We start from the raw sequence: 21,433 nt of genomic DNA, 5'->3' as shown, positions 1-21,433 counted from the left end.
TCCCTTATTGTTCTTGCCGCACTGGATTATTCGAATCTTCATCCGCACCACCGGCACGCACCCATTCATCGACCTCGGAGAGCTGGAATTTCCACAGCCGGCCGATCTTGTGCGCGGGAAGACCCTTGCGCTCGCGCCAGCGGTAGACGGTGTCCTTCACGACGCCCAAGTGCTGGGCGACTTCGCTTGCGGTGACCCACGGTTCGGCGTGCATGGAATTGGTATTCAGACAATTTCCTCAAAGTCGTCTTAAATCGTTTCTAGTCTAACAGACGATAACTTCATCGGCCATTGAAAATGGAAAACGCCATCGTGCCTGAACAACTTGATTGGGCGCCCGTTCGGCTGCAAACCCAAGCAGGACGCAGAGCTGGCGTTGTCATCCGTGGCCACATCCGTGGCCACATCCGTGGTGACATCCGTGGTCGGCTGTTTCGCCAGCGGGTGCACCGGCAGCCGAACGACAAACGACGCCCGCTCGTCATCCGTTTCAAACAGCGGCGCAGGCGAGCCATTGGCCGCCATGACCTTCAAGATTTTCGGGATGCCGGTCGAGCGCCCCTCCGTCAAGTCCAGCTCTTTCAGAAATTCGCCAATGCGACGGTTCCGATAACGTCGGCTAACAGCCCGGCCCGCCTCAAAATCAGCCAGGCGGATGGACCGGTCCGGCCCCGGAAAACTCAACACCACCAGCTCTTCGCGGCTGATGCGCACTTCGATCGGCTCGCGTTCCTCATATGAGCGGTGATACACCGCATTCACGATCGCTTCTTCAATCGCCGCATAAGGAAAGTTCCAAAGCCGGGTGGCCTCAGCCCGGTCCGGGTGCTTGATGACGGTCTCAAAGTAAGCGCGATATCTACCCCACCGGTGGCCAGGCGTTTTAGCTGATAGCGAAGTGAAACGGCAGCAGGTCGACGACGCCCGCGCCTGCCTGGCGTTTCGGCAGTTCGGTCAGCACGTGGCGCAGGTAGGCATAGGGTTCGATGTCGCAGGCGCGGCAGGTCAGCATCAAGCTGTAGAGGATGGCACTGGCGTCCGCGCCCGCGACCGAACTCGAGAACATCCATGCCTTTCGTCCGATGGCAAACGGGCGGATATCGCGCTCGATCAAATTGTTGTCGATGGGTGCACGGCCGTCATCGATATAGCGATAGAGGTACAGCCACTGCCCAAGCGCATAGCTGATTGCCTTGCCGATCAGTGATTGCGGCATGACCTCGGCCTGGTTCTTGATCAGCCATGTATGCAGGGCGTCCAGAATCGGACGGCTTTTCTCTTGCCGCCAGCGGTAAATTTCATCGAACAAGGTACTGCCTTCGGGCGGCGGTTTCTTTTTGACCGTGGCCTCGATGTGGTACAGCTTGCCGATCATGTCGAGCGCTTCCTTTGCCCGCCCAGAAGGGATTTTTTGCGCCTTGAGCGCCTCGTCGAAACGGCGTCGCACGTGGGCCATGCAACCCAAATGCTTGATGCCGGCCAGCATGCGCCAGGCAGCGTAGCCATCGGTCATGACGGCCCCCTCATAACCGTTGAGGAAGCGTTGCGGATGTTCATGTCCGCGTCCGGGCTGATACTCGAACAGCACGACCGGCCGTTCGCTGCCGACGGCCGTACGGTACACCCACATATACGAGGTGTTTTGCGCCTTGCGGCCCGCTTCGTTGAGCACCTGCACCTTGGTTTCATCGCCGTGGATGAACTGATTTTTCAGCAGTTCCTGGTGCAGGGCCGCGTACAGCGGTGTGAGCAACACGCCCGCCTTGATGCACCATTGCGCCAGCGTGCCGCGGGCAATATCGACATCGCCGCGCAGTAGCCAGTCATGCTGGCGATACAGTGGCATGCCATCGGCGTATTTGGCCGTCAGGATGGTCGCCACCGTGCCGGCGCTGGCGTTACTGCCAGGGATGGGCTGCGGCGGCATGGGACTGGTGACGATCTTGCTCGATTCGCCGTGGCGGCAAGCGTATTTGAAACGCACGTGCTGCAGCACCTGGACCTTGCCTGGAATGATGTCGAGTTGTTCGCTCGTCTCCTCGCCCATTCGGTGCAAGGCACCCTGGCAGCAGGCGCAGACCTTCTCCGCATCGGGGAGGTCGTGTTCAACGCGCTTGCGCGGCAGATGCACCGGCAAGGCACGGCGGCCGCGTTTCCTGGACGGCACCTTCGGCGTATCCTCCTCGCCCTCATCCTCGACTTCCGGAAACGCGGCGGCGTCTTGTTCGGCTTCGTTGAACAGGCAACCCTGGGCGCCCAATTTCTCGCTCGACGGCGCGAACCGCTTCAGTTGCGCCAGCCGGAACTGGTCCTCCAGGAATGAAACGCGCTGCTGCAATGCGCCGATCTGCTCTTGATCGATGGCGGCGCGTCCTTCCAGTGCGCGGATATAGGCGCGCAACTCAGGGGGCAGGTTGGCAAGTTGCTCAGGTGGGTACATGCAGTGACTTTACCAAACCGCTTGCCGTTTTAGGTTTACGTCATTTGCCTGTTTTTGAAATATTTTTCGTTAGCGCATGGCGCGTGGTGCCATCGGCTGGTGTGCTACCGCGCTTTGCCATTTCAGGCCGTCGATCAGCCAGCGTAACTGGCGTGCCGTCACCGCCAGCGCCAGCGCGTCGCCAGCGTCGTCTGGCCAGTGGAACCGGCCCTGCTCAAGGCGCCGGCAATGCAGCCAGAAGCCGTTCGTGTCCCAGTGCAGGATCTTGATCCGGTCGCGGCCACGGTTGCAGAACACGAACCAATGCGGGCTGACCGGATCGAGACCCAGGGTGTCGGCCACCACCAGCGCCAGGCCGTTGATCGACTTGCGCATGTCGTGGTGGCCGGTTGCCAGGTAAACGCTGCCTTGCGGCGTGCCCCACATCAGCGCAGCGCCGCCAGGACGGCGCCGAGCCAGCCCACCTGCGCCTGGCTGCGCAGACGGATCACATAGCCGTGCGGCGTTTCAAGCTCCAGCATCGGTTCGCAGCTGGAGGCGAACGGCAATGCAACGAGTTGCGTGGCCGGCGACGTCGCCGTCATCAGCCGCTTGCGCCAATAGTGGAACGACGACTCGGTCACGCCATTGAGCGCGCACCACGACCGGATCGTCTGCCCTGATTCGGCATGTTCCCGCAGCCGCGCCGACCATAGTGCCTGTTTCGATTCTTCTTGCATGTTCGTGACTCCATGAGTTGATGGAGCCCCGATTATGGTTGCCGAAATTCAGCAATGGAAGGTGGGGGAAATAGCGCGCTTACGTCTCAAACAGATAGTTGCGCTCGATGTAGCCGCGGCGCGGCGAGCTTCGGCATTTTGACGGTATCAGTTTTGGCAGTATCGGCAGATGCTGTTACTCATACCGTAAAAGAAGGGGATATCAACGGATGCCAAAAGTCATCAAAAAACAAAAAACCCGCATCAGCACTGAGCTAGAGGCGGGTTTCGGGACTTCTTGGAACTGCTTTGAATATTCTTTTGGTGGTGATAGGTGGATTTGAACCACCGACCCCAGCATTATGAGTGCTGTGCTCTAACCAACTGAGCTATATCACCACGATAGCCCTCTAGTATGCGGTGACGGCATGCAATTGTCAAGCGGGACCGCGCAAAAATTGCGCGTCAAATGCCCGCAAGCCCTTGAAAACATGTCAAAAAAACGCGTCTCATTCGTCCAGGGCGCGACCAAGCTGCTGCCACACCAGTTCAGTCGCATTGGCATCATTGCAATCGACTACGATACGGTCTGGCATCGAGCGCAGCCAGGTCAGTTGCCGCTTGGCCAGCTGACGCGTGGCGGCGATGCCTTTTTCCCGCAATTCCGCCAGGCCATAGGCGCCGTCCAGGTATTCCCAGGCTTGCCGGTAGCCGACGCAACGCATTGAGGGCAAGTCAAGATGCAGGTCGCCGCGCGCGCGCAGGCGCCGCACTTCTTCCAGCAAGCCGTCCGGCGCTTTCAGCATGACATCGAAGCGCGCGGCGATTCTGGCGTGCAGGACGCTGCGATCCGAAGGTTCCAGCGCGATTGGCAAAAGCCGGAACGGCAACTCGACCCGCGGCGCCCTGGCCAGCAATTGCGACATCGGCTGGCCGGAGAGCGCGATGATTTCCAGCGCGCGCTGGATGCGCTGGGCATCGTTGGGCTTCAGGCGCGCCGCCGTCTCCGGGTCGAGCGTGGCCAGCCGCGCATGCAGCGCCGGCGTGCCAAATTGTTCGGCTTCGCGATCCAGTTGCGCGCGCAGTGCCGGGTCGGCCTGTGGCAGGACATCGAGGCCATCTTGCAAGGCCTTGAAATACAGCATGGTGCCGCCCACCAGCAGGGGTAATTTGCCGCGCGCCTGGATTTCCTCGACCAGCCGCAGCGCATCCTGGCGAAACTGCATCGCCGAGTAGCTTTCGGTCGGGTCGAGAATGTCGATCAGGTGGTGCGGCACGCTGGCGCGCTCGGCAGGCGTTGGTTTGGCCGTGCCGATATCCATCTCGCGGTACACCAGGGCGGAATCGACCGAGACGATCTCGGCTGGCACGTGGCGCGCCAGTTCCAGCGCGGCAGCAGTCTTGCCGGAGGCGGTCGGGCCCATCAGGGCCACCACCAGCGGCTTGCGTGGGGGAGAGGTGGAAGACATCGATTGGCCGGTCCGGCTATTGGCCGCGCAAGAACAGTTTGTCGAGGTCCGACAGTGCCAGCTGCACCCAGGTCGGGCGGCCATGGTTGCATTGGTCGGAGCGCTCGGTATGTTCCATCTGGCGCAGCAGGGCATTCATTTCCGGCAAGGTCAGGGCGCGGTTGGCGCGCACCGCGGTGTGGCACGCCAGCGTGCCGAGCATTTCATTGCGGCGCTCGAGCAGTACGCGCGAGCCGCCGAATTCACGCACGTCGCGCAGCACGTCGCGCGCCAGGGTCTGGGCATCGGCATTCTTCAGCAGCGCCGGCACCGCGCGCACCGCCAGCGTGGTGGGTGACAGCGCGGCGATATCGAAGCCGAGCGAGCGCAGGGTATCGCGGTTTTCCTCGGCGGTGCCGACTTCCACCGCATCGGCGTGGAAGGTCACCGGGATCAGTAGCGGCTGCACCTGCAGCGCGTCTTCATCCAGGGCAGTCTTGAACTGTTCATACAGGATGCGTTCGTGCGCCGCGTGCATGTCCACCAGCACCAGCCCGCGGGCGTTTTGCGCCAGCACGTAGACGCCGTGCAGTTGCGCCAGCGCGTATCCCAGCGGCGCGTCGTCGTTGCCGGCTGCAAAAGACGGCGCCGGTGCAAACGAGGCGAATGGTGATGCTACCGATGCGTCGGATGCGGCCGGCCACGGCGCTGCGGCCGGCCCGGCGTAGCCCGCTGGCGCTGCATTGCCGCTATCCGGGGCAAACAGGGCGCCATACTGCGCCGCCCCTTGCGCCACGCCAAAGCCGGCCGCCGGACGGGCGGCGAACTGGGCATGGAACGAACTCTGCTGCTGTTCGCGCATCCAGGGCAGGGCAGGCGAGGCCGCCGCCTGTGGCGCCGGCACGTTGCCGGCGGCGGTGGCGGAAGTCTGTGCCAGCGCGCGCGTGACGGCGTGGAAGACGAACTGGTGGATCGCGCGGCTGTCGCGAAAACGCACCTCGATCTTGGCCGGATGGACATTGACATCCACCAGGGCGGGATCCAGCTCCAGCGCCAGTGCGTAGCAAGGATAGCGGTCGCCGTGCAGCACGTCCTGGTAGGCGGCGCGCACTGCGTGGGTGAGCAGCTTGTCGCGCACGAAGCGGCCGTTGACATAAAAGTACTGGCTGTCGGCGCGTCCGCGCGAGGCGGTCGGCAAGCCGACGTAGCCGGCCAGGCGCAGCGGCCCGGCAGCTTCTTCCAGGGCAAGGCGCGCCTGCGCGAATTCCTCGCCCAGCACCTGGGCGCTGCGGCGGGCGTTATCGCTGACATTCCAGTGGTCGACCGTCTTGCCATTGTGCGTGAGCGAAAACGCCACGTCCGGGCGGGACAGGGCGATGCGACGCACGACTTCGGCGCAATGGCCGAATTCGGTCTGCTCGGACTTGAGGAACTTGCGCCGGGCCGGCGTATTGAAGTACAGGTCTTGCACGTCGACCGTGGTGCCGGTGGCGCCGGAGGCGGGCGTCACCTGCAGGCTGGCGCCGTCGATTTGCCAGGCGTGGTCGGCGTCTGCCGTGCGCGAGGTGAGGGTAAGTTGCGCCACCGACGCGATCGAGGCCAGCGCCTCGCCGCGAAACCCCAGGGTGCCGACTTTTTCCAGATCGGCAAGCGAAGCGATCTTGGAGGTGGCGTGGCGCGCCAGCGCCAGCGGCAATTGCCCTGTGGCGATGCCGCGGCCATTGTCGGTGATGGCGATGCGCTTGACGCCGCCCTGTTCCAGCCGCACCGTGATCTGGCTGGCGCCGGCGTCCAGGGCGTTCTCCAGCACTTCCTTGACCACTGCGGAGGGGCGTTCCACCACCTCGCCGGCGGCGATTTGCGAAATCAACTGGTCGGGCAGGGCCTGGATCGGACGGAGGGCAAGCTGGGGCGCATTCATGCTGCGATTATAACGTGGGGCGCGGCCTGCAAGCTGGTGTATCATGACGCCGCATTAAGGGGAGAATATGGATTTCATGCAATTCCTCGACATGATCCTGCATGTCGACAAATCACTTGGCCTGGTCATCGAACAGTACGGCACCCTGATCTATGTATTGCTGTTCGCCATCGTCTTTGCCGAAACCGGCCTGGTGGTCCTGCCCTTCCTGCCGGGCGATACCTTGTTGTTCGTGGCCGGCGCCTTTTGCGCGACGGGTGCAATGGATCCCTGGCTGTTGGTGGTCCTGCTGATCATCGCCGCCGTGACGGGCAATACCGTCAATTACTGGATAGGCAAGGCCATCGGTCACAAGGTGTTTACCCACGATTACAAGTGGCTGGACAAGGGCGCCTTGATCAAGACCCACCTGTTTTACGAGAACCACGGCGGCAAAACCATCGTGCTGGCGCGTTTCGTGCCAATCGTGCGTACCTTTGCGCCATTTATCGCCGGCGTATCGGTAATGAGCTTCGGTAAATTCCAGTTTTTTAATTTTGCCGGCGCCATCCTGTGGGTCGCGGGCCTTGTCGCTGCCGGTTATTTCTTCGGCAATATTCCGCTGATCCGCGATCACCTCAATACCATCGTGCTGATCGGCATCGGTGCTGCGGTGGTGCCGCTCATGCTGGGCGGCCTCTGGAAGTTTTACAAGAAAATGGCGCGCCGGCCGTCTTGAAACGGCGCGCCGGCCGTCGTTTTTAAAACTTTTCCGTTAAACCTTCCTTTAAAACTCTTCCCAGTCGTCGTCGCCCTTGGCGCGCGCCAGCGCCAGCTTGCGCTCCGCTTGCGGCGCACGGGCGGCGACGCTGAGCGCCGGGCTGGCTGGCTTGGCCGGCGCCGGGGAAGATAACGATTCTTGGGCGGCTGGCCTGGCCGCCTTTTTGGCAGGCAGCGCGCGCGTGGCAGCGCCGTTGACCTTGAATACCCCCACCACCTGCGACAGCTTGCCGGCCTGGGATTGCATGCTTTGCGCGGCCGCCGCGGACTGTTCGACCAGCGCGGCATTCTGCTGCGTGACATCGTCCATTTGCGTGATGGCCATGTTGATCTGCTCGATGCCGGCGGTTTGTTCCGTGCTGGCGGCGGTGATTTCACCCATGATGTCGGTGACGCGGCGGATGCTGGTGACGATTTCCTGCATGGTGGAGCCAGCCTGATCGACCAGGCGGGCGCCGGCATCGACCTTTTCCACCGAGTCGCCGATCAATCCCTTGATTTCCTTGGCGGCAGCAGCCGAACGTTGCGCCAGCGTGCGCACTTCCGCCGCCACCACGGCAAAGCCGCGTCCCTGTTCGCCGGCGCGCGCCGCTTCCACCGCGGCATTCAAGGCCAGGATATTGGTCTGGAAGGCGATGCCGTCGATGACGGCAATGATGTCGACGATCTTTTTCGAGGAGGCGTTGATCGAGCCCATGGTGGTGACCACCTGCGACACCACCGCGCCGCCCTGGATGGCGACGTCCGAGGCCGACTGCGCCAGGCTGTTGGCCTGGCGGGCATTCTCGGCATTCTGCTTGACCGTGGAGGTCAGTTCTTCCATGGAAGATGCCGTCTGTTGCAGCGAACTGGCTTGCTGTTCCGTGCGCGATGACAAGTCCAGGTTGCCCGCGGCGATCTGGCCCGAGGCGCTGGCGATTGCTTCGGTGCCGTTGCGCACCTGGCCGACCAATGCCGCCAGGCTGTCGCGCATGCCGCGCAGCGCATGCAGCATGCTGGACTGGTCGCCGGCCCGGGTATCGATGGCAACCGTCAGGTCGCCGGCGGCGATCTGTTCAGTCACGCGCACCGCATACGCCGGTTCGCCGCCAAGCTGGCGCAGCAGGCTGCGGGTGATCACGAAGGCGGCGGCCACGCCCATCAGCAGGGCGATGCCGCCCAGTGCCAGCATCAGGTTGCGGGCACTTGCATATTCCCGTGTGGATGCAAAACCGTAGGTGATGCTTTGCTTGTCCACCGTTTTGACCAGTTCGTCGAGGCCGGCCAGCCATTGCCGCTGCACCGGCCGTACTTCCGTCAGCAAGATCCGTGTGGCTTCCGCTGCCTGCTGCGCTTGCCCCAGTTCCATCGCCTTGCTCATCAGGGGTACAGCGGCGCCGGCAGCCTCCTTGATTTTGGCCAGCAAAGTCCGGGTCTCCGCGTCGGCGGCGGTGGATAGCATCTGCTCCAGTTGTTCCTCGGCGCTGCGGTATTGCCGTTCCTGTTCGCGGATGCGATCGATTTCCTGCGCCAGTTCGTTGGCGTCGCTGACCAGGGCGACATTGCGCAGGGCGATCATGCGGTCCATGACCGAGTTGCGCATGGTCGCGGCCAGCCTGCCTTGTACATTGTTGACGGTCAGGACCTGTTCGAAGCGCTGCTGGACTTGCGCCATGTTGACGATGCCCAGCGCGGTAACTGCGCCCAGCAGGACCAGTACCAGCGCAAAGCCGATGCTGAGCCGGGTGCCGACTCGGGTGTTTGCAATATTCACTGTATCTCCTCGTTTTTATTTCAGGGCGCAATCGCGTTATGTCACGGCGCAATCGCGTTATGTCATGCGGTTCTTCGCCAGCGGCGGGTTTTTTGCGAAGTATTTCCGGATGCCGGTCAGAATGGCCTCGGCCAATTGCTCCTGATAGCCTTCGTCGGTCAGCTTGGCTTCTTCTTCCGGGTTCGAGATGAACGCGGTTTCGATCAGGATGCTGGGGATGTCGGGCGCTTTCAGCACGGCGAACCCGGCTTCTTCGACGTTGGCCTTGTGCAATCGGTTGATGCCGCCGATTTCGCGCAGGACGGCACGGCCGAGCTTGCGGCTGTCGTTGATCTGGGCGGTGGTGGACAAGTCCAGCAACACGCTGGCCAACTGTTTGTCATGCCCCTGGATATTGACGCCGCCAATCAGGTCGGCGGCGTTTTCCTTTTTCGCCAGCCAGCGCGCCGCGGTGGACGATGCGCCTTTTTCCGATAGTGTGAAGACCGAGGCGCCGCGCGCGGTCGGTTCGACCCAGGCATCGGCATGGATCGAGACGAACAGGTCGGACTGCACCTTGCGTGCCTTTTGCACGCGCATATGCAGCGGCACGAAAAAATCGGCATCGCGCGTCATCATGACCCGCATGTTGGGCTGCTCCTCGAGCTTGGCCTTGAGGCGCTTGGCAATCGCCAGCACCACATCCTTTTCGCGGCTGCCTTTGCTGCCGATGGCGCCGGGATCCTCGCCGCCGTGGCCGGGGTCGAGCGCGATGGTGATCATGCGCGTCAGCTTCGGCAGCGGTTCGGCTGGTTCTATCCTGGCGGTGCGGGTTTCAACCGGCCTGGGTTCGGGTTCGGGCCGTGCTTCTGCGTGCTGCGGCTTGCCGCTGCCCGCGGCCTCCCTGGCCTGGCTCTGCGCGATCAGTACTTCGATCGGATCCGGCGGGTTGACCGGGTAGAGGTCGAACACCAGGCGGTGCTGGTAGTCGCCGACCGGGGCCAGCGTGAAGACTTGCGGATCGATCGCCGCTTTCAGGTCGAATACCAGACGCACCACGTTGGGCCGGTTCTGGCCGACCCGCACTTGCTTGATGTAGGGGTCGTTGGCCTGGATCTTGGCGACCAGCTCCTTCAGCGTCGGGTTCAGTTCGATGCCGTCGATGTCCACCACCAGCCGTTCCGGGTCCTTGACCAGGAAATGGCTGACCTTCAGGTTGCTGTCGTTTTCAAGGGTGACGCGGGTGTAGTCCTCGGCCGGCCAGACCCGTACCGCAAGGATGCGCGCGGCATGCGCCGGCAGCGGCGTCAGGACGGAGAGCAGGAGGGTGGCGCCGGCGCCGAGGACGGTGCGTCGTTGATGCGACGGGAGCGTCGCCGGAATCAAAGGTTGGGTGCGAAATGGAGTCTTTCGAGACATGCTCTACCCTGGTCGGACAATGCTTGCAATTCTACATCACGTCCGTCTTTAGTGATGCCAAGAAACACTTCAATGTCGGGGGCGGGCAACACGCCCTGGGCCTTTTCCGGCCATTCGACCAGGCAAACCGTGGCCGGATTGAAGTATTCGCGGAAGCCGGCGTCGAGGAATTCCTCGGCGCTGCCCATGCGGTACAGGTCGAAATGGATGACTTCGACCGGCTTGCCGCCGAGCGTGACCGTATAGGGTTCGGCCAGGGTATAGGTCGGACTCTTGACATGGCCGGCATGGCCGGCCGCGTGCAGCAGCGCGCGCGTGAGAGTGGTCTTGCCGGCGCCGAGATCGCCGTGCAGGTAGATGGTCAGTCCCGGCGCCAGCGCCAGGGCCAGCGATTCGCCCAAGGCCAGGGTGCCGGCCTCGTCGTGCAGAAAGGTTTTAAAATGGTGCATATTTCGAATCCCGGATCAAGGAGCGCAGTGGCGCGCCGTTTTCATTTTCCCCATTGGCCTGTGCCCAGATGACCTCGCAACCCGACATTGCCGCGCTCGCGCAAGCCATTCCCGCCTGGGGCCGCGAACTCGGCCTGGCCGAGGTGCGCATTGCCGGCATCGACCTGACGCAGGAGGAGGCTGGCTTGCAAGCCTGGCTGGATGCCGGCATGCATGGTGAAATGGATTATATGGCAAGCCACGGCATGAAGCGCGCGCGCCCGGCCGAGCTGGTGCCGGGTACCTTGCGGGTGATAACCGCCCGTCTCGATTACCTGTCGCAGGCAGGGGCGCAGGACTGGCGCGTGGCGGAACGGCAAAGACAGGCCGACGCAGGCGCCGCGGTGGTGTCGGTATATGCCCGCGGGCGCGATTACCACAAGGTCTTGCGCAGCCGCCTGCAGCGCCTGGCCGAGCGCATCGCGCAGACGGCGGGACCGTTCGGCTATCGCGTCTTTACCGATTCGGCGCCGGTGCTGGAAGTGGCGCTGGCCGGCCAGGCCGGCCTCGGCTGGCGCGGCAAGCACACCCTGTTGCTGAATCGCCAGGCGGGGTCAATGTTTTTTCTGGGCGAGATCTATACCGATTTGCCGCTGCCGGTGGATGTGCCGGTGGATGCCCATTGCGGCACCTGCCATGCCTGCATCGACGCCTGTCCGACCCAGGCCATCGTCGGGCCGTACCGGCTGGATGCGCGTCGCTGCATTTCCTATCTGACCATTGAATTGAAAGGCAGCATTCCGGAGGAATTGCGTCCGCTGATCGGCAACCGCGTCTACGGCTGCGACGACTGCCAGCTGGCTTGTCCCTGGAACAAGTTTGCCCAACGTGCCGTCCTGCCCGACTTCGAAGTGCGCAACGGCCTGGATGGCGCCGGCCTGGTCGAGTTGTTCGCCTGGAGTGAGGAAGAATTCAACCGCCGGCTGGAAGGCAGTCCGATCCGCCGCATCGGCCACGAGCGCTGGCTGCGCAATATCGCCGTGGCGCTTGGTAATGCTGCCACGGCCGGCAAGGCGCAGCCGGACATGGTGGCGGCGCTGCAGTCGCGCGCCGATCATCCATCGGAACTGGTGCGCGAACACGTGGCCTGGGCGCTGGCGCAACACCAATAGCCTTTCGACACACGCCAGACTGCGCGCAATGCCCAATATTGCGCCGCAAAAATCCGATCGGCTGAAATTTGTTATTTCAGCTCCGTTCTGCAGCGCTTTGAGCGCCTGAATTTTACCGCTTTCCCCGTATTTCCTCCCCTCTCGTCTAGTAGGCAGGCGATCGACGCCGCGTTCGCACCGTACTTGCGCGCAATAAAACGGCCGCTCGCACCGCAGCAATTTAAACCGGGCGAAAAATAGCTGTTGCATTTCACATTCAATGATCTTATATTTCATGATGTAATGTCTGATATATCAGAAAAATATTGTGAAACATCACAAAGTAGTGGCTTGCGATTCCTAATCAATTTGCAATTTCAGGAGACAACATGAAATCCCATATTCAAGCAACGAGTTATCGTCTGGCGGCAGGAGTGGGGCTGGCGACTGCCCTGGCTTTTTCAGGCAATGCGTTTGGCGCCGACCCGGAAGTATTCAAGATCGGCGGCGTCGTTTCCCTTTCCGGCACCTACGGTGTTTTTGGCGATGACATGCGCAAAGGGGTGGAGCTGGCCATTGAGCAGCGCGGCGGCAAGGTGCTGGGCAAGCCGATCCAGGTGGCATGGGAAGACGATGAAACCAAGCCGCAGCCAGCGGTACAGAAAACCACCCGCCTGATTGCGGATGGTGCGCAAATGATTTTCGGCGCGGTCAGCTCGGCCTCGAGCATCGCGATCATGAATATCGCCAAGCAGCGCAAGATCCCGCATCTGGTGACGATGTCGGCCGATGACAAGATCACCTTGCCGGGCGCTTCGCGCTACACCTTCCGCACTTCCAACACGCTGGGGATGGAACAGCGCATGGCGCTTGCCTACAGCAAGGATCAGAAACTCAAGCGCGTCTATGGCGTGACGGCGGATTACCAGGCCACCCGCGACAGCTGGGAATGGTATCGCAAGGAAGCGGAAAAGGCCGGCATCGAGATTGTCGGCGCCGATTTCCCGCCGCTTGGTAACCGTGATTTCTCTTCCATTGCCGACAAGATCGCCCGCTCCAATGCGGATGGCATTGCCTTGTTCATGACCGGTTCGGACTCGATCACCATGGTGAAACAGGCTGGCCAGGTCGGACTTGGCAAAACCCGCAAGATTTTCGGCCCGGTGATCGCCGATGAAACCATGGCGGCAGGCGTGGGGCCGACCTCGGTCGGCGTCAATTCCGGCGTGCGTTACCACTTTACGGTTGATAATGCGGCGAACAAGAAGTTTGTCGAGGCATACCGCAAGAAATACAACGAATTCCCGTCGAGCGCGGCAGGTGAGGCGTTTGACGGCATGGCGTGGTGGCTGGACGTGGTGGAAAAGACCGGTTCCTGGGATCGTGAAAAATGGGTTGAGGCATTTGCCGGCAGCGTGCGCGAGAACTCGCTGGAAGGCCGCAAGGAAATGAACGCATGCGATCACCAGGCCCGCCAGGATGGCTTGTGGGGAGAAGTCGTTGCCGGCAAGGCGCCGCAACCTGCCTACGTCATGAAAATCGCCAAGTTGTATCCTCCGAAGGAAATTTTCGAGGACTGCAAGCAGTAATCCTCAGTAACCCGTGCGCCGGGATGCGGCGGGGGCCATGCCGCCCGCCGCATCCCGCCTGACCGGTCATCCCGGCCGGACGGCGTCGCACGCCCTTCCGTACCTCACCGAGATCAACTATGTCCACGATCATTATCGGGCTTAGCCTTGGCATGCTGTTATTCCTGCTGGCATCCGGGCTGACGCTTATCTTCGGCATGCTGGGCGTCATCAACTTCGCCCATGGCGCCTTGTACATGCTTGGCGCCTACCTATCCTTTGACATTGCGCATCGCACCGGCTCATTTGCGCTCGGCGTCATCGTGGCCACGGTGGTCGTCGGCCTGGCTGGCATCGCGATGGAAAGATTCGCATTGCGTCCGCTATACAACCGTCCGCATTTTTACCAGCTGGTCCTGACCTTCGGCTTCATCCTGGTGCTGACCGAAGCGGTCAAGCTGTTCTGGGGCCTGGGCTACAAGGAAGCGCCGATGCCGGCGCTGCTGTCCGGCTCGGTCGATATGTTCGGCAGCACCATCCCGGTCTATCGGCTGTTTGTCATCGGCTTCGGCGCCGCCGCCGCGATCGGACTGTTCGCAGCGCTTGAACGCAGCACCTTCGGCATGCTGGTGCGTGCGGCCAGCAGCGACAGCGAAATGGTGCAGACGCTCGGCCTGCCGGCATCGACCATCCGCACCGCGGTCTTCGGCTTCGGCGCCGGCCTGGCCGGACTGGCCGGCGCCATTGCGGCGCCGTTGTTCCCGATCGAGCTGGGCATGGGGACCAACACCATCATCGACTGCTTCATCGTCGTCATCCTGGGCGGCCTGGGCAATATCCGCGGCGTGGTCGCGGCCGCTCTGCTGATCGGCATGGTGCGCGCGATCGGCTACACCTTTATGCCGAGTTGGGTCGATGTCCTGACGTTCGCGATGCTGATCGCGACGTTGCTGACACGTCCGCAAGGCCTGTTTTCCCGTCCCGTGAGGTCCGCATGAATCTGTCACGCTTCGATGTACTGATCGGCCTGTTGATGATGCCGGTTATTTTCGCGCTGCCGTTCCTGACGCAGGACGATTTCTATCTGAATCTTGCGACGCTGGTCATGATCTGGTCGATTTTCGCCGTCGGCTTCGATTTCGTGTTCGGCTCTTTGGGCATGGTGTCGTTCGGCCACGCCAGCTTTCTCGGCATCGGTGGCTATGCGCTGGCGATCGTCACGCAAAGATTCGGTTTGCCGTTCGAGGCCGGCGTGCTGGCGGCAATCATCCTGGCAGCATTCTGTGCCTGGGTATTCAGCTTTTTCGCCCTGCGCGTCTCCGGCATATTTTTTGCGCTGGTGACGCTCGCATTGTCGCAACTGCTGTACATCCTCGCCGACAGCAAGCTGCGCGAATGGACTGGCGGCGCCGACGGCCTGCCCGGTGTGGCCCGCCCGGAAATCCTCGGCATCGATTTTTTCAGTTCACTCAATTTCTACTGGTACGTGGCGGCGATTTTCGTGCTGGTGATGGCGGCCATTGCCATGGTCCGCAGCTCGCCGTTCGGCCGCGTCATCCGGGGCATCCAGCAAAATGAAATTCGCACCCAGCAGCTTGGCTATGACACGCATCGCATCAAGCAGATCACCTTCCTCGTGTCCGGCGCCATCAGTGGCCTTGCCGGCGCCTTGCTGGGGTCGCTGCTGATGTACGTGAATCCACAGATGCTGCACTGGAGCACCTCGGGCGACGTCATCATCATGACCCTTCTGGGCGGCGCCGGCACCTTGTGGGGCCCGGTTGCCGGCGTCATGATCTTCGAAATCCTGAAGGAATGGCTGAGCGGCTGGACGCCGTACTGGTACGGCATCCTCGGCATCATCTTCATCCTGGTGACCCTCTACTTCCCGAAAGGGGTGTTGGGAGAAATCCAGGCATTCGCAGGCCGGATTCGCCGCCGCGGAGGTAAATCATGAGCAATATCGCATTGCAATGCGCTAACGTGAGTGTCAGCTTTGGTGCCCTCAAGGCGATCGACAACGTCAATTACGATTTCGAGGCAGGGCGGGTGTACGGCCTGATCGGCCCCAACGGCGCCGGCAAGACCACGCTGCTCAACGTGCTGGCCGGCCGTCTGTTGCAGCATCAGGGCAAGGTCATGTGCCATGGCGAGGATATTTCTGCGCTGGCGCCGCATCTGCGCGCACGGCATGGCATCGGCCGCAGCTTTCAGATCACGAAGATCTATCCTGAAATGACGGTGATCGAGAACCTGCGCATCGCCGCCCAGATCAAGCATTCGCGCTTCATGCCGTTCTGGATCGCGCCGCGCTACGACCGCAGGCTTGCCGACGACATCGATGCGATGCTGAAAATGACCGGCCTGGCAGCGCATCGGCATGACATTGCCGGCGCCATGTCTTACGGCTTGCAGCGCGCGCTGGAGCTCGGTCTGACCTTGCTGCCGGGGCCGCGCATCCTGCTGCTGGATGAGCCGCTCGCCGGCATCGGCCACCAGGAAATCGAGGCGGCAACACGCCTGATCCAGAGCGCTTCGGCCGGCCGCACCGTCCTGCTGATCGAACATAACATGGACGTCATCATGTCACTGTCGGAGCAGATTGTCGTCATGTGCAACGGCAGCGTCATCGCGCAGGGAACGCCGGAGCAGGTCAGGGCCGACGCGACGGTGCGCTCGGTTTATCTGGGAGAGGATGAATAACCATGATTGCACTGGAAAACGCCTTTGTTCAATACGGCGCTGCACGCGTACTGAGCGATGTGAGCATCAAGGCGGCGCAGGACGAGATCATTGCCATCGTCGGCCGCAACGGCGCGGGGAAATCCACCACGCTGAAAACCATGATGGGGCTGCTGCCGCTGCAGCAAGGCCGGCGCCTGTTCCATCAGCAGGACATTTCCCGCCAGGCGGTCGAGAACATCAGCCGCCTCGGGATCGCGCTGGTGCCGGACAGCCGCCGCATTTTTCCGAATCTGTCAGTGATGGAAAACCTGCGCATGGGTGCCCTGGCGCACAAGCCCGGCTATTGGACGATTGCGCGCGTGCTGGAAATATTTCCCCGGCTGCAGGAGCGTATCGGCTTCGGCGGCGACCAGTTGTCCGGCGGCGAACAGCAGATGCTGTCGATCGCGCGCGCCTTGCTCGGCAACCCGAAAATTCTCTTGCTGGACGAGCCGACCGAGGGACTGGCGCCGCTGATCGTCAACCACCTGATCGAGATCTTTACCCTGGTGCACCAGCAGGGCACCGGCATCGTGCTGGTCGAGCAAAATCTCAAAGTGCCGATGCGCCTGGCGCACCGGCAGTACGTGCTGGACCATGGCGCAGTGGCCTGGTCGGGCACCGCAGCCGAACTTGAAGCGCAACGTGAAACTGTTGAATCGATCATTACCACAGGAGTGAATCATGAGCACTAACCGTACATACATCGTCGGCGTCGGCATCACGCCCTTCGGCAAGCAACTGGAAACCAGCGTCAAGGACCTTGTGCGCGAGGCGGTGGGTGCAGCCTTGACGGATGCCGGATGCGACGCCGGTATGCTGCAAGGCGCTTACTTCGCCACCGCCGGCCAGGGGCCGATCGAAGGCCAGTACATGGTGGCAGGGCAGGTGGCGCTGGCGGCGGCGGGCATTACCGGCATTCCGGTGGTGAATGTCGAAAATGCCTGCGCCAGTTCCAGTACGGCTCTCAATGCGGCCCAGATGTTTGTGGCCGCGGGCGCAGGCGACATTTGCCTGGCAGTGGGCGTCGACAAGCTGTTTTCGACCGACAAGGAAAAAAGCTTTGCGGTATTCGATGGCGCCTGGGACGTGCATCAGGCCAGCCAGCAAATGCAAGCCTTGATGGATCTGGCTCCCGGCGTCAAGCCGCCGGAAGATTATGTCGAGCCGGGCAAGCGCAGCGTATTCATGGATATCTATGCCAGCCTGGCACGACTGCATATGCAGACATTTGGCACCACCCAGCGCCAGATTGCCGCCGTGGCGGCGAAAAACCACGTGCATTCGACGCGCAATCCGCTGGCCCAGTTCCAGTATCCGCTGACCATCGACGAAGTGCTGGCGGCGCGCGCCGTGTCCTGGCCGCTGACCTTGCCGATGTGCGCGCCAATCGGCGACGGCGCCGCGGCAGCCATCATCTGCAACGAAGCGGGCCTGAAGAAATTGCAGAAAAGCCGCGCGGTGCGCCTGTGCGCCAGCGTCTTGCGCAGCGCCACCGATCGCCCCGCCGATCAGTACGAGCGCCATCTGTGCCATCTGGCGGCGCTGCAGGCGTATGAAATCGCCGGCGTCGGCCCGGCCGACATGTCGCTGGCGGAAGTGCACGATGCCACCGCGTTCGCCGAGATTCAGCAGACCGAAGCGCTCGGCTTTTGCGCTTTCGGCGAAGGCGGGCCAATGGCCGAATCTGGCGCCACCACGCTCGGCGGAAAAATTCCGATCAACGTTTCTGGCGGTTTGCTGTCGCGCGGCCATCCGGTCGGCGCCACCGGTTTGGCGCAAGTCTATGAAATGGTGACGCAGCTGCGCGGCGAAGCCGGCGCGCGCCAGGTCGAGAATGCCCGCTTTGCAATCGCGGAAAACGGCGGCGGCTTCCGCGGCGTCGAAGAAGCATCGACCTCGATCATCATCCTTGGCAGGCAATGAACTAAATACTGATTATCAGCAGACCCATCACGAGGCAACCATGAATCTGAGCCATCTCTTTCAACGCAGTGTGCAACAGTATCCGCAGCGTCCGGCGCTGGCCCGAGGCGTAAATCCGGCCCTGACTTACTCGGAGCTGAACCGGCGGGTGCGGTCGCTGGCATACTGGCTGCGCCATACGCTGGGATTGCATGCGGGAGACCGTGTCATGCTGGCGATGAAAAACTGTCCTGAGTACATGGAATTGATGCTGGCCGGTTGGCATGCCGGGTTGTGTCTCGTACCGGTCAACAGCAAGCTGCACGCCAATGAAATCGATTACATGCTGCGAGATTCCGGTGCGCGCGCCTGTTTGTCGCAAGGCGAGCTGCTGCTGTCGCTGCAGCCGGTGGCGGCGCAGGTCGATGGCTTGCAATTGGTCGATGTGGCATCCGAGGCGTACCGCTCGGCGATGAACAATCCGCCTCTCGAGCCTGTCAGCGACAGTGACAGCGACCTGGCGTGGCTGTTCTACACCAGCGGGACGACTGGCCGGCCCAAGGGCGTCATGCTTTCGCATGCGAACATGGTTTGCGCGGCCATGCACTTCTATTCCGACGTGCAGCCTGTCGCCAGCGACGACGTGCTGGTGCATGTCGCGCCGATGTCGCACGGCAGCGGCATTTACAGCATCCCCTATTTCATCAAAGGCGCGTTGCAGGTGGTGCCGGACTCCGGCGGGCTGGATGAAGCCGAACTGTTCCGGCTGTTCCGGCATTACGACAAGGTCAGTCTGTTTGCGGCGCCGACCATCGTGCAGCGGCTGGTGCAGCATGCCCATCACCACCCGGTGAGCTGGCCAGGATTGCGTGCAATGCTGGTCGGCGGGGCGCCGTTTTACGTCGAAGACATTAAAAGTGCCGTGCAATGCTTTGGTCCGCGCATTGCTCAAATGTATGGCCAGGGTGAAAGTCCGATGACCATCTCCGCCTTGCCGGCGGAGCAACTTGCCAGCGCTGTCGCCGAGAATGACACGGCCATGCTGGCATCGGTGGGTTTTGTGCAGACCGCGATCCATGTGACGATTGTGGATAGCGACAACCAGCCGGTTGCGGCCGGCGTGACCGGCGAAGTGATCGTCCGGGGGGCGACCGTGATGGCGGGCTACTGGAATAACCCGGACGCAACCAGGCAAACTGTGGTGGACGGTGCGCTGCGCACCGGCGACATCGGCTTGCTGGACGATCGGGGCCTGTTGCATCTCAAGGATCGCTCGAAAGACGTTATCATTAGCGGAGGCACCAATATCTATCCGCGTGAAGTCGAGGAAGCGCTGCTGACACACGAGGCGGTCGCGGAAGTTTCTGTGGTCGGTGCGCCTGATCCGGAATGGGGCGAAGCGGTTGTCGCATTCGTGGTCTGCCATCAGGGTGCCACGGTGAGCGCGGCGGAGCTGGACGGGCTGTGCATTCAGAGCATTGCCCGTTTCAAGCGGCCGAAACGTTACGTTTTCGTTCCTGAATTTCCTAAAAACAGCACTGGAAAAGTATTAAAGCGGGAGCTTCAAAAAAGTATCGCCGTCGCGGAATGACGGCATCAGGATAAAGGTATCAGAGTGAACACATCGGGAAAATTGTTCGATCGTGAGGCGGTCAGCCAGACCGAAAAAGCATACGTTGCCCTTGAAGAGATGATCGTCACCGGCGAACTGCCGGCTGGCAGCCAATGGTCTGAGAGCGTGCTGGGGGAACGGATCGGTATCGGCCGCACGCCGACCCGCGATGCGCTTCAAAAGCTGGCGTTCCAGCGGCTGGTGCACATCGCGCCCAGACAGGGCATCTTTATTTCTGAAATCGATTACCAGGGCCAGCTGCACATTATCCAGTGCCGTCGCGAGATTGAGAGACTGATTATTCCGCAGGCTACGCTATGTGCGACCGAGCAGGAGCGCGCCGAGATGTCGAAGTTGATTGCAGAATTCGAGAATCTGAAAGCCCGCAAGGACATGCGCAAGTACATGCGTGTGCATTTTGACCTGACAAGGGTGTTGGGACAAGCCTCGCGCAATAGCTATGCTGCTGAATTCTATGCAATGCTGCAAACATTGGCACGGAGGTTTTTGTATTTTCATCAGGACCGTTACCCCAGTCTGGCCAAGATTTGCGATATGCATATCGACCAGCTTGATGCAATCATCAGCGGTTCATCGGAGGCCGCGCTGGTCGCTGGCGCTGCCCGGAATGACTATGCGGAAGAGCGGGCCAGAAATATCCTGATGGACCTGATTGCCACCTCAGCCGTGACCGTTTCAATCAATAACCGGAAAAATTAAAAATCCATGCGAGTCGGTTTTATCGGTTTGGGAAACATGGGCGCCCCCATGGTGGCGAACCTGCTGAAGGCCGGCCTGGCCGTGATTGTGTTCGATATCAATCCAGCAGCGGTCGCAGCGGCTGTCGCCGGGGGCGCGGTTGCTGCCGGCTCGGCAAAAGACGTGGCCGCGCAATCCGGGCTGGTGTTGACTACCTTGCCTTCGCCGCGGCATGTGAAGCAGGTTTACCTGGCAGAGGATGGCATCCTGGCCGGCGCCGGGAAGGATACTGTGCTGGTTGATTGCAGCACGATCGATCCGCAGACCGCGCGCGAGTTGGTCAGCGCGGCGGCGGCCAATGGCCGGCAAATGGTGGATGCGCCGATATCCGGCGGCACCCTGGGCGCCCAGGCCGGCACCCTCACGTTCATGGTGGGCGCGGAGGCCGACTTGTTTGCGCGCATCGAGCCAGTGCTGAAGCACATGGGTAAAAACATCATTCATTGCGGCGGCCCCGGCAGCGGACAGGTGGTCAAGATTTGCAACAATCTGCTGCTGGCGATTTCCATGACGGGCACCAGCGAAGTCATGGCCCTGGGTGCCAGGCTTGGGGTCGATCCGAAGGTCCTGGCAAGCGCCATCAACACTTCATCCGGTCGCTGCTTCAGTTCGGATACGATGAATCCATGGCCCGGCGTGTCGCCCAATGCCCCGGCATCGCATGGCTATGCGCCCGGTGGCACGGCTGAAATAATGCTAAAAGATATCAATCTGGCGGTGGATGCCGCGCGTGAAGTCAAACAGCCGGTGATGCTGGGCGCGGCTTCGCAACAACTTTATCAGATGCTGATTGCCCGCGGTTGGGGAGAAAAGGACCTGTCGGCGATCATTCAACTTTATCGTGACCAGTAAGCTCTACAGCCATACGC

At 61.6% G+C, this 21,433-nt stretch carries 21 protein-coding genes and 1 tRNA gene; 11 read left to right on the top strand and 11 right to left on the bottom strand.

Translation table 11 applies throughout. The annotated features are described in order from the left end of the window. Nucleotides 1–4: 4 nt before the first annotated feature. From D3878_RS11470 to mutL, 8 genes are all read right to left on the bottom strand, one after another. The gene (locus tag D3878_RS11470) at nucleotides 5–214 is read right to left on the bottom strand and encodes a helix-turn-helix domain-containing protein (RefSeq protein ID WP_119785578.1); all 210 of its coding nucleotides are present in this window, start codon (nucleotides 212–214) and stop codon (nucleotides 5–7) included. Between the two features lie 35 nt (nucleotides 215–249). Next, nucleotides 250–762 (bottom strand): ATP-binding protein, encoded by a 513-nt coding sequence (locus D3878_RS11465; RefSeq protein WP_199688148.1) that lies wholly within the window; start codon nucleotides 760–762, stop codon nucleotides 250–252. A gap of 121 nt (nucleotides 763–883) precedes the next feature. Then, entirely contained in the window at nucleotides 884–2,440 is a 1,557-nt protein-coding gene (gene tnpC / locus D3878_RS11460; protein WP_119785577.1) for an IS66 family transposase, read from the bottom strand. 69 nt (nucleotides 2,441–2,509) lie between these two features. Beyond that, entirely contained in the window at nucleotides 2,510–2,866 is a 357-nt protein-coding gene (tnpB, locus tag D3878_RS11455) for an IS66 family insertion sequence element accessory protein TnpB (RefSeq protein ID WP_147383934.1), read from the bottom strand. Continuing rightward, nucleotides 2,866–3,159, bottom strand: a complete 294-nt coding sequence (gene tnpA, locus D3878_RS11450; RefSeq protein WP_119785576.1) for an IS66 family insertion sequence element accessory protein TnpA — start codon at nucleotides 3,157–3,159, stop codon at nucleotides 2,866–2,868. Before tnpA ends, tnpB begins: the two co-directional genes overlap by 1 nt. Before the next feature lie 301 nt (nucleotides 3,160–3,460). Then, nucleotides 3,461–3,537: transfer RNA gene (locus tag D3878_RS11445), tRNA-Met, on the bottom strand. A gap of 110 nt (nucleotides 3,538–3,647) precedes the next feature. Next, complete coding sequence (gene miaA, locus D3878_RS11440) at nucleotides 3,648–4,607, bottom strand: tRNA (adenosine(37)-N6)-dimethylallyltransferase MiaA (protein WP_119785575.1); 960 nt, start codon at nucleotides 4,605–4,607, stop codon at nucleotides 3,648–3,650. 16 nt (nucleotides 4,608–4,623) lie between these two features. Continuing rightward, the gene (gene mutL / locus D3878_RS11435) at nucleotides 4,624–6,507 is read right to left on the bottom strand and encodes a DNA mismatch repair endonuclease MutL (protein WP_119787845.1); all 1,884 of its coding nucleotides are present in this window, start codon (nucleotides 6,505–6,507) and stop codon (nucleotides 4,624–4,626) included. Nucleotides 6,508–6,574: 67 nt separating this feature from the next. Here mutL and D3878_RS11430 point away from each other — a divergent pair, with 67 nt between their 5' ends. Continuing rightward, on the top strand, nucleotides 6,575–7,225 hold the full coding sequence (locus D3878_RS11430; protein ID WP_119785574.1) for a VTT domain-containing protein: 651 nt from the start codon (nucleotides 6,575–6,577) through the stop codon (nucleotides 7,223–7,225). Between the two features lie 48 nt (nucleotides 7,226–7,273). Here D3878_RS11430 and D3878_RS11425 read toward each other — a convergent pair whose 3' ends face one another. The 3 genes from D3878_RS11425 to tsaE are packed head-to-tail and all read right to left on the bottom strand — an operon-like array spanning nucleotide 7,274 to nucleotide 10,866. After that, nucleotides 7,274–9,019: a methyl-accepting chemotaxis protein gene (locus D3878_RS11425; protein WP_119785573.1), complete on the bottom strand. Its 1,746-nt coding sequence runs from the start codon at nucleotides 9,017–9,019 to the stop codon at nucleotides 7,274–7,276. A 57-nt stretch (nucleotides 9,020–9,076) separates the two neighbouring features. Further along, nucleotides 9,077–10,417 (bottom strand): N-acetylmuramoyl-L-alanine amidase, encoded by a 1,341-nt coding sequence (locus D3878_RS11420; RefSeq protein ID WP_119785572.1) that lies wholly within the window; start codon nucleotides 10,415–10,417, stop codon nucleotides 9,077–9,079. Then, nucleotides 10,381–10,866, bottom strand: a complete 486-nt coding sequence (gene tsaE, locus D3878_RS11415) for a tRNA (adenosine(37)-N6)-threonylcarbamoyltransferase complex ATPase subunit type 1 TsaE (protein WP_119785571.1) — start codon at nucleotides 10,864–10,866, stop codon at nucleotides 10,381–10,383. The genes D3878_RS11420 and tsaE overlap by 37 nt, the downstream gene beginning before the upstream one ends. Nucleotides 10,867–10,934: 68 nt before the next feature. Between tsaE and queG the strand changes: the two genes are divergently transcribed. The 10 genes from queG (at nucleotide 10,935) to mmsB (ending at nucleotide 21,416) form a co-directional block, all read left to right on the top strand. After that, a complete protein-coding gene (gene queG / locus D3878_RS11410) occupies nucleotides 10,935–12,017 on the top strand; it encodes a tRNA epoxyqueuosine(34) reductase QueG (RefSeq protein ID WP_119785570.1) in 1,083 nt (360 codons plus the stop codon). A 368-nt stretch (nucleotides 12,018–12,385) separates the two neighbouring features. Beyond that, complete coding sequence (locus D3878_RS11405; protein ID WP_119785569.1) at nucleotides 12,386–13,585, top strand: ABC transporter substrate-binding protein; 1,200 nt, start codon at nucleotides 12,386–12,388, stop codon at nucleotides 13,583–13,585. A gap of 119 nt (nucleotides 13,586–13,704) precedes the next feature. Next, complete coding sequence (locus D3878_RS11400) at nucleotides 13,705–14,562, top strand: branched-chain amino acid ABC transporter permease (RefSeq protein WP_119785568.1); 858 nt, start codon at nucleotides 13,705–13,707, stop codon at nucleotides 14,560–14,562. Then, nucleotides 14,559–15,521, top strand: a complete 963-nt coding sequence (locus D3878_RS11395; protein ID WP_119785567.1) for a branched-chain amino acid ABC transporter permease — start codon at nucleotides 14,559–14,561, stop codon at nucleotides 15,519–15,521. Before D3878_RS11400 ends, D3878_RS11395 begins: the two co-directional genes overlap by 4 nt. Further along, entirely contained in the window at nucleotides 15,518–16,267 is a 750-nt protein-coding gene (locus D3878_RS11390) for an ABC transporter ATP-binding protein (protein ID WP_119785566.1), read from the top strand. Before D3878_RS11395 ends, D3878_RS11390 begins: the two co-directional genes overlap by 4 nt. Nucleotides 16,268–16,269: 2 nt before the next feature. Further along, nucleotides 16,270–16,983, top strand: coding sequence for an ABC transporter ATP-binding protein (locus D3878_RS11385; protein ID WP_119785565.1), 714 nt, complete (start codon nucleotides 16,270–16,272; stop codon nucleotides 16,981–16,983). Beyond that, nucleotides 16,973–18,214 carry a thiolase family protein gene (locus D3878_RS11380; RefSeq protein WP_119785564.1) on the top strand — a complete coding sequence of 414 codons (1,242 nt, stop codon included), beginning with the start codon at nucleotides 16,973–16,975 and terminating at the stop codon, nucleotides 18,212–18,214. The genes D3878_RS11385 and D3878_RS11380 overlap by 11 nt, the downstream gene beginning before the upstream one ends. Nucleotides 18,215–18,254: 40 nt before the next feature. Beyond that, a complete protein-coding gene (locus D3878_RS11375) occupies nucleotides 18,255–19,784 on the top strand; it encodes an AMP-binding protein (protein WP_119785563.1) in 1,530 nt (509 codons plus the stop codon). Nucleotides 19,785–19,808: 24 nt separating this feature from the next. Further along, nucleotides 19,809–20,525, top strand: coding sequence for a GntR family transcriptional regulator (locus D3878_RS11370; RefSeq protein ID WP_274381910.1), 717 nt, complete (start codon nucleotides 19,809–19,811; stop codon nucleotides 20,523–20,525). A 6-nt stretch (nucleotides 20,526–20,531) separates the two neighbouring features. Then, nucleotides 20,532–21,416 (top strand): 3-hydroxyisobutyrate dehydrogenase, encoded by an 885-nt coding sequence (gene mmsB, locus D3878_RS11365; RefSeq protein WP_119785562.1) that lies wholly within the window; start codon nucleotides 20,532–20,534, stop codon nucleotides 21,414–21,416. Nucleotides 21,417–21,433 lie beyond the last annotated feature (17 nt).

The organism is Noviherbaspirillum sedimenti, from assembly GCF_003590835.1.
In the GTDB taxonomy this organism is placed as follows: domain Bacteria; phylum Pseudomonadota; class Gammaproteobacteria; order Burkholderiales; family Burkholderiaceae_D; genus Paucimonas; species Paucimonas sedimenti.
This window is presented reverse-complemented; position numbering and strand designations above follow the sequence as displayed.